The sequence below is a fragment of the Okeanomitos corallinicola TIOX110 genome (assembly GCF_038050375.1).
GTDB lineage: Bacteria > Cyanobacteriota > Cyanobacteriia > Cyanobacteriales > Nostocaceae > Okeanomitos > Okeanomitos corallinicola.
On sequence record NZ_CP150886.1, the window covers coordinates 1,379,047 to 1,390,940 of the forward strand.

Annotated in this window: 10 protein-coding genes; 2 read left to right on the forward strand and 8 right to left on the reverse strand. The window is 41.0% G+C overall.

Annotated elements, in window-relative coordinates:
* Positions 1 to 6 precede the first annotated feature (6 nt).
* The 8 genes from WJM97_RS05990 to topA all read right to left on the reverse strand — a co-directional run bounded on the left by WJM97_RS05990 (position 7) and on the right by topA (position 9,157).
* The gene (locus WJM97_RS05990) at positions 7 to 804 is read right to left on the reverse strand and encodes a transporter substrate-binding domain-containing protein (protein WP_353932130.1); all 798 of its coding nucleotides are present in this window, start codon (positions 802 to 804) and stop codon (positions 7 to 9) included.
* A 147-nt stretch (positions 805 to 951) separates the two neighbouring features.
* On the reverse strand, positions 952 to 1,308 hold the full coding sequence (gene rplT, locus WJM97_RS05995) for a 50S ribosomal protein L20 (RefSeq protein ID WP_353932131.1): 357 nt from the start codon (positions 1,306 to 1,308) through the stop codon (positions 952 to 954).
* A gap of 21 nt (positions 1,309 to 1,329) precedes the next feature.
* Positions 1,330 to 1,527 (reverse strand): 50S ribosomal protein L35, encoded by a 198-nt coding sequence (gene rpmI / locus WJM97_RS06000; protein WP_353932132.1) that lies wholly within the window; start codon positions 1,525 to 1,527, stop codon positions 1,330 to 1,332.
* Positions 1,528 to 1,712: 185 nt separating this feature from the next.
* Positions 1,713 to 4,343 carry an HDIG domain-containing metalloprotein gene (locus WJM97_RS06005; RefSeq protein ID WP_353932133.1) on the reverse strand — a complete coding sequence of 877 codons (2,631 nt, stop codon included), beginning with the start codon at positions 4,341 to 4,343 and terminating at the stop codon, positions 1,713 to 1,715.
* 327 nt (positions 4,344 to 4,670) lie between these two features.
* Positions 4,671 to 5,600 (reverse strand): ADP-ribosylglycohydrolase family protein, encoded by a 930-nt coding sequence (locus WJM97_RS06010; protein WP_353932134.1) that lies wholly within the window; start codon positions 5,598 to 5,600, stop codon positions 4,671 to 4,673.
* A gap of 68 nt (positions 5,601 to 5,668) precedes the next feature.
* A complete protein-coding gene (gene aroQ, locus WJM97_RS06015) occupies positions 5,669 to 6,121 on the reverse strand; it encodes a type II 3-dehydroquinate dehydratase (protein ID WP_353932135.1) in 453 nt (150 codons plus the stop codon).
* Between the two features lie 26 nt (positions 6,122 to 6,147).
* Positions 6,148 to 6,285: a hypothetical protein gene (locus WJM97_RS06020; RefSeq protein ID WP_353932136.1), complete on the reverse strand. Its 138-nt coding sequence runs from the start codon at positions 6,283 to 6,285 to the stop codon at positions 6,148 to 6,150.
* A gap of 226 nt (positions 6,286 to 6,511) precedes the next feature.
* Positions 6,512 to 9,157 carry a type I DNA topoisomerase gene (gene topA / locus WJM97_RS06025; protein WP_353932137.1) on the reverse strand — a complete coding sequence of 882 codons (2,646 nt, stop codon included), beginning with the start codon at positions 9,155 to 9,157 and terminating at the stop codon, positions 6,512 to 6,514.
* A 619-nt stretch (positions 9,158 to 9,776) separates the two neighbouring features.
* Between topA and WJM97_RS06030 the strand changes: the two genes are divergently transcribed.
* Together WJM97_RS06030 and WJM97_RS06035 are read left to right on the forward strand one after the other, a co-directional pair.
* The gene (locus WJM97_RS06030; protein ID WP_353932138.1) at positions 9,777 to 10,073 is read left to right on the forward strand and encodes an RNA-binding protein; all 297 of its coding nucleotides are present in this window, start codon (positions 9,777 to 9,779) and stop codon (positions 10,071 to 10,073) included.
* A 241-nt stretch (positions 10,074 to 10,314) separates the two neighbouring features.
* The gene (locus WJM97_RS06035; RefSeq protein WP_353932139.1) at positions 10,315 to 11,877 is read left to right on the forward strand and encodes an NAD(P)H-quinone oxidoreductase subunit N; all 1,563 of its coding nucleotides are present in this window, start codon (positions 10,315 to 10,317) and stop codon (positions 11,875 to 11,877) included.
* Positions 11,878 to 11,894 lie beyond the last annotated feature (17 nt).

Genomic DNA, 11,894 nt, shown 5'->3' on the forward strand with positions numbered 1-11,894 from the left:
CACCCATCACTCCAGTCCCCAATATTTTGCACGTTCTTTTAGCCATCCTGTAGCGGTGTAACGGGCGATCGCCTCATTTACATTTCTTCTGAATTCATCATATTGTAATCCTTTGGGCATAACTACAGATAAAGGTTGGGTTGAGAGTTTGGTTGCTAGTATTCGATATTCAGGATTTTCTTGCACCCATCCACTCAAAACACTCATATCAGCAGCAACAGCATCAACTTGATTATTTTCTATGTTCTCTTTTCCCTGAATATAGGAATTAACACCAACTAAATCTGCATTAGGGATGAAATATTTTACATAAGATATCGTACTGGAATTATTGAGAACCCCTATTTTACGTTGCTTTAAATCTTGAAAATCTTTAATATAAGTATTTTTTGTAACTATTGCCGCCCCATCATAATAGTAAGGAACACTGAAGCTAACTATGCGAGAGCGTGATTGAGTAGCGGTAATTTGGGCGATCGCCATATCAACTTGATGATTAAAAACCGCAGGTAAGCGATCGCTATTAGCAACAATTTTAAATTTCACAGCCTCCGGTTTACCCAACAAATCAGCGGTCAACTGTCTAGCCAAATCAATCTCTAACCCTTGCAAATTGCCCTGATTATCCTGAAAACCCAACGGACGAAGATTATCCTTAACTGCCACGGTTAGATAGCCGCGCTGCTGAATTTCTGCCATAGTTGCAGCAGACGCAACCAAATTTACTCCCCCAATACACAGGGAAAAAATCAAGCACCAAATCAGAGTCAAGGTAGCGGATAATACCAGATGTAAGCGATTCATAATTGACCTTCGTTTTCCAAGAGAGAAACTGCGCCTTAGCGATAAACTCCCATTAAAAATTTAAACTGTCAAACTCAAACAATTTAATTAATTTTGAATTTCCCGAAGGAGCTAACCGTTACATCCGTTATTCATCCGTTGCCACCTTTAACCTTTGACAGAGTTAGCCAGTTCAGCAACTTTTGCAAAGCTCGCAGGATCAAGAACTGCCAATTGTGCCAACATCTTACGGTTGATTTCAACATTAGCCTTTTTCAGGTTGCCCATCAACTGGCTATAGCTCAAACCTTGCTGTCTAGAAGCTGCATTGATACGGGTGATCCACAGACGACGAAAATCGCGCTTTTTCTTTTTGCGATCGCGGTAAGCACTACGGAGTGCTTTCATCACCTGTTGGTTAGCGGTTCTAAACAAAGTAGAATGAGAACCACGGAAACCTTTAGCTAATTTGAGAATTTTATTGCGGCGTTTACGGGCTACATTACCGCGCTTTACACGAGTCATTTTCTACAGTACCTGAAGGATTTACAAATAAGGAAGCATTAAACGTACGTTTTCTTCGTCGCGTTCATTCACAACTGCCATTTTCGACAAATTGCGCTTTTTGCCAGAGGACTTGTGTTCTAACAAGTGGCTTTTGAAAGGTTTACGGCGGACGATTTTGCCGCTACCAGTAGCGCGGAATCTTTTTGCTGCCGCTTTACGAGTCTTGAGTTTAGGCATAGGATGATTTTTAATCAACACAATCCCTGATTATATACTAAGAAACCCCTAATTCAGCAAAATTTTATTAGTTATAGCAACGGACAGAAAGGTTAGAGCATTAACTAACACTAAAAGTTAGACACTGAAAGCCTTCTATCACTATCACCTGTCACCCGTTAAGTCCGAAAATAGGTGATCAACAATTACCCTTTAGGATAAGCAATACGCTTGTGATGAAACTGCTGCCAAACCTCCACAAAAATCTGAGCAATCTTAGGCATTTCTTCCCTAGTCAAACCCGAATCTACTAACTGATCATCCTGCCACTTTGCACGGATAATATTATTTAACATATTCAAAGCCTGTTCAGGAGTCGCATCCTTCAAACTCCGCAAAGCCGCTTCACAAGAATCAGCCAACATCACAATCCCAGTTTCCCTAGATTGAGGAATCGGACCAGCGTAACAAAAATCAGCCTTATTCACAATAAGATGAGGATCTTCCTTAGCCAATTGTTGAGCTTGATGATAAAAATAGGCGATCGCCATAGTACCCTGATGTTCAGGAATAAAAGCCTGTATCGCCGTCGGTAAACTATGTTTCCGCGCCATCACCAAACCCTCAGTTACGTGCTTTTTAATAATCTCAGCACTCTGCCAAGGATCTTTAATTTCCGTATCATGTTTATTGGGGCCACCCATTTGATTTTCAATAAAACCCAATGGATCGTGCATCTTACCAATATCATGATACAAAGTCCCAGCCCTTACCAATTCCACATTACAACGCAACTTCTTAGCAGCCGCTTCCGCTAAAGTTGCTACAAATAAAGTATGCTGAAAAGTACCAGGGGTGTCTGTAGCCAGTCGCTTTAACAATGGACGATTAGGATTAGCTAATTCTGCTAAACGAATCGGTGTAATTAAATCAAATAGCTTTTCTAAATAAGGACTCAAACCCAAAGCCGTAATACTCCAAACCAAACCCGATAAACTAAACAATAAAGAATCCTGCCAAACAATATACCAACCAGAACCAAACGCCGCACCAATCAAAACATTTAAAATTAAATAAATCCCACCTTGAATTAAAGCAATAATAATCCCCAACAAAGCCAACTCTTCGCGGGATTTAAACCTCTGAGACAAATAACAACTTAAAATTCCCCCCGCAGCACCAGCAACCAAACTAATTTTCCCAATTTCTAAAGTCATAGGAATAATAACTGACAACAAAATTATCACAGTTATTCCCAAAGTCGCTCCATAAAAACTACCCAATAACAAACCAGTCGCAATCCAAGTAGTATAAGGAACACCCGTGACTAAAATACTAATAATACTCAAAGTTAGTAGTAAAATTAACAGGCGATCGCGTTGTCGCAAATGACCACCCAAACGCCCATCCACCCACACAAAAATCCCCACACCCCCACTGACCAAACTACCTAAAATTGTCAACCGCAGCCAATTTACCTCACGGCGAATCAGTTGATAATGTTCTAATACATCAAACTTCCAACTGGTAATTAAATCCCCTTTTTTAACTATTACTTCCCCCCGTTTTACTGACCGCATCACAGAAGGAACATTATCCGCAACTATTTGGGCTTGTTTCTGGGTTTGTTCTTCATCCTTCTGGAGATTTGGGGCAAGTACAGCCAATAAAACCTTAGTTGCTAAAGGTTCAGCCTCAGTTGGTACAGTAATTTGCACTTGCAAACTAGCCGCATCCTGTAAAATATTGTTGGGTAGTCCTGGAGCTATACCTTGAGCCAGCATCCGTTCTGCACTTTTATTAATCCCCATCTGTGCTTTCACCCAGTCTTGATCAGACAAATTCAAAAACACAGTTTCCAGATATATCCCTGATAGACCCTCTTTCTTCATCTGAAAAAGTTTATTTGTCGCCTGTTTATATCCTTTGCGGACTTGCGATATTTGGTCAATTAATAAGGAAAAATTTTTATCTGGAGTATTTAAACTATAAGCTTGTAATTCTGATAATGCTTGATCAAACTGCGGGCTATTAATATTATCTACTTCGGGAATTGTAGACTTAGATACAGGAAATGGACGATTAAAGGATCTCAATAATCGCTTTTTATCCCCTGTTTGAGACTTCAACTTTAACTGATTATTTTCTCTATATTCATTCACTGCAACTTTAATTTTTTCCCATTCTGGTTCTAAACAAGAACGAAGATATACTTGGCTAGAAACAGATAAAATAGAAACATCAAAAAATGGAAATGACCCAGCTATAGCCCGAATTTCTGACCCATCTTCCAGTAATTTTCGCAAATCTTCTTGAATCTGCTCAGTTTTTTGAGGATTAATCATCAATACAGGCTGAGATTTTTCCTGCGCCGCTTTGCGTTTTGCTTCTGTTTGTTCTCTATCTTCGATACTTGCAGTCATGGGAGCCATAAATGTCTGGGGGGCAATAGACCCAGTTTTCATCTGCGGCTGATTGTATAATTCATGCCCCATCAAACCCGTTATGGAAACCACAGCTACGGCAAAAATTACCAAGGAACGTTTTTTATGCAACCAACTACCAACTACTGCATAAATACCACGATTTCTAGGTAAAGATTTTATTTTTGACATTCGAGGTTTTCTTACCTGTTGATGTCCACCATCATCAGTAGTAGGTAACAAATATAAAAGTAGATGTTTAAAAATTGTCCTCAATAATCTCCTATGCAGAATTTGGCTGTTAGGACTGTTTACCACACAAAGCCATTTACCTTTACGGCACAATACTTTATATTGTCGCCTCCAATGCCTTAGTCGCTGGGTCAAGGACTGCAAAAATCGCTGCGTTTTCATGACCTCTGGCTGTAGTTTCTTACTGTCATAGACCGAAACAAAACAATTGTGACTTCTTCTCCATCCATTATTCCATTCACCTTACTTTATATACATAAACAGATTTGACTGGATAGATTTTTTCACAAGACAACCAAAATGATTACAATATAGCACAGCGATTATTAGCCAATAATTAGCAGATAAGTAAGTCGGCAAGAAAAAACCAAGGTATGTAACAAAATATAAAATTGCTAAAAACCTCTTCCCTCCTGCCTCCTGCCTCCTGCCCCCTGCCTTGTCATAACGACAATTTTTAACGCTCACCTACTTAGTGCCAGCCGTCTGTTACCGTGGCCGAATTACACTAGGTGCAGCAGTGATTGGCATAGGGGTTAATTCCCAATTTACTTGACATTCTTCTTTTGTCAATCCATGAGTATGTGGAGTGATATTATACCCACCTGACCAGACTGCCACAATATCATTAGCTAATTTTAAGATTTGAGCCGAAATGTTTTGTCCCCATACAGGTGAATCAGCCCCAGACAATACCATTTGCCAATTAACGGGAATCCCGGCTGTTCCATTATATGCCCCGGATAATGCCCCAGCTAATACCCCAGTAATTTGTGAATGGAAATAGCCAGAGTCTGGTTTACCAAGATTCTGCTGAGATCGTATCACTGTCAATCGAAAATCTTCTAAGCTACTCAAAAAACAATACAAGGCCAAAGCTAGATTATTACTCAACTCCGGTGCAGAAAATTCTGTTTGTGCCTGTTCTAATCCCGCTCCTTCTTCTATTAAAATTTTGACTTTTAATAACTTCTGTGGTATGGCAGTTGTCGTTTCTCCTAAAAAAGAAACAATTTGGGAAATGAGCTTGACAGGGTTTAGTGTTTCTGTCAAAGATTTAGCGATCGCATATCCTAAGACCAAAGCTACATCTTTAACAACTGGCTCAGTATCCCAAATTTGCAATACTTCTAACAAATTGTGTTTTAGTTTATGAGTATTTTCGTGAAAAAAAACCACCAATGGTAAGGTAGCTAACACTATTTTTAGTTTGGCAATATCCCCCGTTTCTGAATTAACAGATACTTCCTGGTAAAAATGCAGCCAATCATCTATGTCTAATCTCCCCAACCTAATTAGACTTTTGCTACCCAGAACCGCAATTTCTTCTAAATCACAAAAATCCTGAGTAGCTAACCTTTCTCCCAGTAATGATCCCAGGAAAGTACCTCTAACTCGATTTACGAGAGAATAACGCATACAATTTTGGATTTTAGATGTTAGATTTTGCTAAGAATTTACGCCAAAAGCCAAAATCACCAGGACAGTTAAACTTGATCCTTTTTGAGATGATGTACTAATGCTTGTAAACCTAACAAATAACTTTGCACACCAAAGCCACTGATTTGTCCAACCACGGCTGGAGCTATATAAGAGTGATGACGAAAATCTTCTCGGCGGTAAATATTGCTCAAATGAACTTCTACAGTAGGTAAATTCACAGCCGCGATCGCATCCCTGAGAGCCACACTGGTATGGGTATATGCTCCTGCATTAATGACTATTCCTTGGTGTTGACCTAACGACCCATGGATCGCATCTAATAAAACTCCTTCATGATTTGACTGCAAAGTGGCAACTTTCACCTCCAATCGGAGAGCTTCCGCCATTAACAGGCGGTTAATATCCTCTAAGGTCAGAGAACCGTAAATACCCGGCTCTCGCTGTCCTAGTAAATTGAGGTTTGGTCCATGCAGTACAAGCAAACTTAGAGGTAACAAGATGATTTCCTCATACCTTGAGTTTATTAGCGGCGACGGGAACGGTCATTGACAGGAATCGGAATCAGTTCCGGTTCCGGTTCAGCTTCTGGTCCCAGCAATGCTTCAACTAGCTTCCGCGCTAATTCTTTCAGCTTTTCCAGTACCTTATCTATATAGTCCATTGAACTGAACGCTCCTGAGATACTACCTCAATTTCAACTAACAGGATTATAGAAACTGTCTAAATTATTAGATTTTTAGTTTCTAATCAGGCTGATAGATTCCTGTTTTTTCAGACATAAACCAACAAAAAATTTGGTTTTGTGTCCTTCCCTACTTATTAGATTATCACAAGGATCAGGGAAAGGGTAAGAAGTAAAATTTCGTAATTTCCCGTCTCCCTTGATCCTAATTTGCTTCTTCTTTTTTCTTCCCTCTAGTACTTGATGATTTCGTAGTCGTGGACTTAGTTTTATCAGTCTTTGATTTAGTGGTTTTGCGTGTGGACTTAGTAGAAGCTTTAGCTGCCAGTAATTCTAAAGCCATAGACAAAGTTATGGTTTCTACGGTTTGTCCTTCAGGCAAACCAACATTAGTTTTGTTGTGCTTAATATAAAGTCCATAGGGTCCATCGTAAATATTCACCGGAGCTTCATCTTCGGGATGATTACCCAGTTCCCGTAAAGCTGCTTTCGACTTACTACTACCCCTACCTTTTTTTGGTTCTGCCAACAATTCCAAAGCACGTGCTAAGGAAATTGTCAATACATCATCGGTAGCTTTTAAAGAACGGTAATCTTTGCCATCCTTACCTTGGTCATGAACCACATAAGGTCCAAATCTACCCAAACTAGCTTTAATTTTTGCTCCCGTGTGTGGATGTTCACCCAAATGTCGCGGTAAAGATAACAGTCCCACAGCCATCTCCAAAGTCACATTTTCTGGAGTTATCCCTTTAGGAAGAGAAGCTTGCTTAGGTTTGGGGTTTTCATCGGTTTTATCACCCAACTGGACATAGGGGCCATAAGTACCTATCTTCACATAAATGGGTTCACCGGTTTCAGGATGCCGCCCTACTTGATCTGGTCCAGCAGTTTTTTGTCGGAGGAGAAATTCTACCTGTTTGGGGTCAAGGTCAGCCGGTGTCAGGTCTTTAGGAATAGAAGCTGTCACCACACCTTCACCATTTTCTACTTCAATAAAAGGGCCATATTTACCAATGCGGACTTTAGCATCTAAATTTTCTAGTTCTATAGTTCTCGCTTTAGTCGCATCAATTTTACTTTCTTGTTCCCTGACTAAAGTTTCTAAACCCTGTTCTCCCAAATAAAATTTCTGGAGATAAGGTAGCCATTTTGCTTCACCCGTAGCAATTTCATCTAAGGTTTGCTCCATTTTCGACGTAAAGCTAGGATCGACGATATCGGGAAAATGTTTTTCCAGTAAGTCGGTAACAGCAAAGGCTGTAAAAGTCGGAATTAAAGCATTATTCACTAACTGAGCATAACCCTTGTCAATGATCGTGCCAATAATGCTGGCGTAGGTACTAGGACGACCAATACCTTCACTTTCTAGGGTTTTCACCAAACTAGCTTCTGAGTATCTAGCTGGTGGCTGGGTTTCATGTCCCACCGCTTCTAATTCTTTACAACTGGGATGATCTCCAACTTTTAAGGCTGGTAAGATTACCTCTTGGTCTTCTAATGCTGCTTCGGGATCATCCGAACCTTCCACATAAGCGCGGAGATATCCAGGAAAATCTATCCGCTTACCAGAGGAACGAAAACCTGCATCTTCCACCTGCAACTGGACAGCAATTTGGGTTTGGCGAGAGTCAGCCATTTGACAGGCAACTGTTCGCTTCCAAATCAAATCATAGACAGAAAATTCCCGCCCACTTAAACCCGTTTCTTGGGGAGTGCGGAAACTGCTACCAGCAGGACGAATCGCTTCGTGTGCCTCTTGCGCGCCTTTAGATTTAGTAGTGTACTGTCGGGGCTGAGGACTGAGATATTCTTTACCGTACTTTTGCTCTACACAACTGCGAGCAGCGGTGATTGCTTGATCTGACAAATGTACAGAATCTGTCCGCATATAGGTAATATAACCTTGCTCGTACAGACTTTGGGCAACTCGCATTGTATCCCGTGCTGATAGTCTCAGTTTACGGTTAGACTCCTGCTGCAATGTAGAAGTAGTAAACGGGGGAGAAGGTTTGCGAGTGACTGAACGCTCTTCTATATCGGCAACAGTCCAGGTTTTACCTGTGATCCGTTCCTTGAGTGCTAAAGCTTGCTCCTCATTTAATAACACCACATTACGTCCAGCAGTTATTTCTCCCGTGGCGGCATCGAAATCACTACCTGTGGCAACTTTCGTCCCTCCTAGCGTCACTAACTGAGAGCTAAAAGGGCTTTTCCCCTGTAATAAACTGGCTTTTAAATCCCAATAACTACCTTCATGGAAAGCCCGACGTTGACGTTCTTTAGATACCAACAGCCTCACGGCTACAGACTGGACACGTCCCGCGGACAGTCCCCAGGCGATTTTTTTCCACAACAGCGGCGATAGGGTATATCCTACCAGTCGGTCTAAAATGCGTCGGGTTTCTTGGGCGCGTACCAGTTTCTCATCAATGGTGCGACAGTTTGCCAGAGCTTTTTTAATCGCTTCCTGGGTAATTTCATGAAACACCATCCGCTTAGTTGGTACTTTGGGTTTCAATAACTGGTACAAGTGCCAGCTAATACTTTCACCTTCCCTGTCTTCATCAGTCGCTAAGATTAATTCATCCGCATTTTTTAGAGCTTCCTTGAGTTGGCTAACAATTTTCTTTTTGTCTTTGGGGACAACATACACCGGTTCAAAGTCGGCTTCTATATTTACCCCCAGCTGCGCCCATTTTTCCCCTTTGACAGCAGCGGGAATTTCACTAGCTGACTGGGGTAGGTCACGGACATGACCCATGGATGCTTCTACCCGATAGTCTTTTGGTAGGTAGTTGCGAATGGTACGAGCTTTGGTCGGAGATTCGACAATGACGATAGTTGACATGGAAATTTCACAAAAAAGAATAGCTGTGAAGCTAAACAGTCAAGTTGAGATAATTTTGGCGAAATGTCAAGATTAAATGTCACCTCTTGGCAGTGATTTTATCCTGACACAAAGTTTCCCAAAGGGGAAAAAAATCTCTCAACTTCATGTCAAGTCTTGCTTTGGAGAATTGGACAAGCGTTAGACTGTTAGTTATGGCAATGGACAAGGCAGTTAGGACATTAAGCAGAACTAAAACTTAGACACTGCAAGACTTCTAGCTCTGTCACCTGTTCCCTGTCACCTGCTATAATTGTTAGTTATTTCCATTTTTTAACCTATCTATCCTATAATTGGCGACTCATGATCGCTCAAATACTTTTGTTGTTGACTTGACTTGCACCAAGCAGTCATAAATTTGGTGATTTTATCAGTCAGCAGCAGAAAAATTACAAAAAGTTGATAAAGGTAAAGAAATTAGAATACAAACGCTAAATTTGCCTATGTCTATCTGGCAGTTATGTTAACATGGGGAAAAATTTGAGAAGTTAAGTTCGACGATTAAGTTCTTGTTGTTAGCAATAATTTCAAGCTGCTCGACGGATCAACGTCTCTGCATCAATGGAGTTTGGAGAGTTTCATGTCAATTTACGTAGGTAACTTATCCTACCAGGTAACATCAGAAGACCTAACACAAGTATTTGCTGAATACGGTACTGTCACACGAGTTCAACTACCCACAGACAGGGAAACTGGTCGCTTACGGGGTTTTGGCTTTGTGGAAATGGAATCGGATACCCAAGAACAAGCGGCTATTGACGCTTTAGATGGTGCTGAATGGATGGGACGTGCCATGAAAGTAAATAAAGCTAGACCACGTGAGGATAGAGGCAATCGTGGTAGCTGGGGTAAAAGTAGTTCTGGCTACTCCCAGTAATATTAAAAGTTATGTAACTGCCCAGGTAAAATTATCTCAAGGTTGACAGTTCAGTAATTTACTGGACTGTTTGTTTTTGAAGACAGAAGGCAAAAAGCAGTTAGGACATTAACTGCTGACAAAGCTCAGATTGTCACCTGTCACCGGCTATATAAGTCCTATTATTTTGTGCAAGCACTCAAGTATAGATAGAATTAACTCAGTTAGCCTTAATCTCTAATTGCCAAAACCTATATATCTCATGGATTTTGCTAATATTGCATCTCAGCTAAATGCTGGAACGATTTTGCCAGAGGGAATTATCATTATCACCCTCTTGGGGGTTTTGATTGTTGATTTGATTTTGGGGCGGACATCTTCACGTTGGATTGGATATGTTGCGATCGCTGGTTTACTTGCTGCGATCGCCGCCCTCTGTTTGCAATGGGATTCAACTAATCCCATCGGCTTTACTGGTGGTTTTAACGCTGATGACCTCAGTATTGTCTTTCGCGGTATTATCGCTCTGTCTGCGGTGATGACAATTTTGATGTCTATTCGCTATGTAGAGCAAAGTGGTACTGCTTTGGCAGAATTCATTGCCATTTTACTTACAGCTACTTTGGGAGGAATGTTTGTCTCCGGTGCTAGTGAGTTGGTGATGATCTTCATCTCTCTAGAAACCTTGAGTATCTCCTCCTATTTGTTAACTGGTTATACCAAGCGTGATCCCCGTTCTAATGAAGCGGCTCTGAAATACCTACTAATTGGTGCTTCTAGTACAGCGGTGTTTTTGTACGGTGTCTCACTACTTTACGGTTTATCCGGTGGACAAACAGAATTAACTGCGATCGCTCAAGGTATTGCTACCGCTAATGTTGGTCAATCTCTAGGTTTAGTCATTGCCCTGGTTTTTGTCATTGCTGGGATCGGTTTCAAAATCTCCGCCGCACCCTTCCACCAATGGACACCAGACGTTTATGAAGGCGCTCCTACCCCAGTGATTGCCTTTTTATCCGTTGGTTCTAAAGCCGCAGGTTTTGCCCTGGCAATTCGCCTATTAACGGTAGTTTTCCCCATCGTCGCTGACGAATGGAGATTTGTTTTTACTGCCCTTGCAGTCTTGAGTATGATTTTGGGTAACGTTGTTGCCCTAGCTCAAACCAGCATGAAACGGATGTTAGCCTATTCATCCATTGCCCAAGCTGGCTTTGTGATGATTGGTTTAATTGCTGGTACAGATGCAGGTTACTCTAGCATGATATTCTACTTGCTAGTTTACCTATTTATGAACCTGTGCGGTTTTACCTGTGTAATTCTCTTTTCTCTACGCACAGGTACAGATCAAATCACTGAATACTCAGGTTTGTATCAAAAAGACCCACTACTCACACTAGCTTTAAGTCTCTCTCTTTTATCCTTGGGTGGTATTCCCCCACTAGCTGGGTTTTTTGGGAAGATTTACCTATTTTGGGCAGGTTGGCAAGCTGGCCTTTACTGGTTAGTATTGCTAGGTTTGGTAACTAGCGTTATTTCTATCTACTACTACATTCGTGTAGTGAAGATGATGGTAGTTAAAGAACCTCAAGAAATGTCTGATGTAGTGAAAAACTATCCCCAAGTAAGTTGGGATTTACCAGGTTTAAGACCTTTACAAGTTGGGTTGATAGTAACTTTGATTGCTACAACTATCTCTGGGATTTTGTCAAATCCATTATTTACTTTAGCTAACAATTCAGTAGCTAATACTCCTATCTTACAATCAGCAAAAGTGACAAGCACACAAGCTAGTTTAGTTATCCCTGAACCAGCAGAAAAATTGTAGGTGAGTCTTTGGTAATA

Excerpts from the sequence above, each read along its gene's own strand:
- WJM97_RS05990 (WP_353932130.1), bottom strand. The coding sequence starts at position 804 with ATGAATCGCTTACATCTGGTATTATCCGCTACCTTGACTCTGATTTGG.
- rplT (WP_353932131.1), bottom strand. The coding sequence starts at position 1,308 with ATGACTCGTGTAAAGCGCGGTAATGTAGCCCGTAAACGCCGCAATAAA.
- rpmI (WP_353932132.1), bottom strand. The coding sequence starts at position 1,527 with ATGCCTAAACTCAAGACTCGTAAAGCGGCAGCAAAAAGATTCCGCGCT.
- WJM97_RS06005 (WP_353932133.1), bottom strand. The coding sequence starts at position 4,343 with ATGAAAACGCAGCGATTTTTGCAGTCCTTGACCCAGCGACTAAGGCAT.
- WJM97_RS06010 (WP_353932134.1), bottom strand. The coding sequence starts at position 5,600 with ATGCGTTATTCTCTCGTAAATCGAGTTAGAGGTACTTTCCTGGGATCA.
- WJM97_RS06020 (WP_353932136.1), bottom strand. The coding sequence starts at position 6,285 with ATGGACTATATAGATAAGGTACTGGAAAAGCTGAAAGAATTAGCGCGG.
- topA (WP_353932137.1), bottom strand. The coding sequence starts at position 9,157 with ATGTCAACTATCGTCATTGTCGAATCTCCGACCAAAGCTCGTACCATT.
- WJM97_RS06030 (WP_353932138.1), top strand. The coding sequence starts at position 9,777 with ATGTCAATTTACGTAGGTAACTTATCCTACCAGGTAACATCAGAAGAC.
- WJM97_RS06035 (WP_353932139.1), top strand. The coding sequence starts at position 10,315 with ATGGATTTTGCTAATATTGCATCTCAGCTAAATGCTGGAACGATTTTG.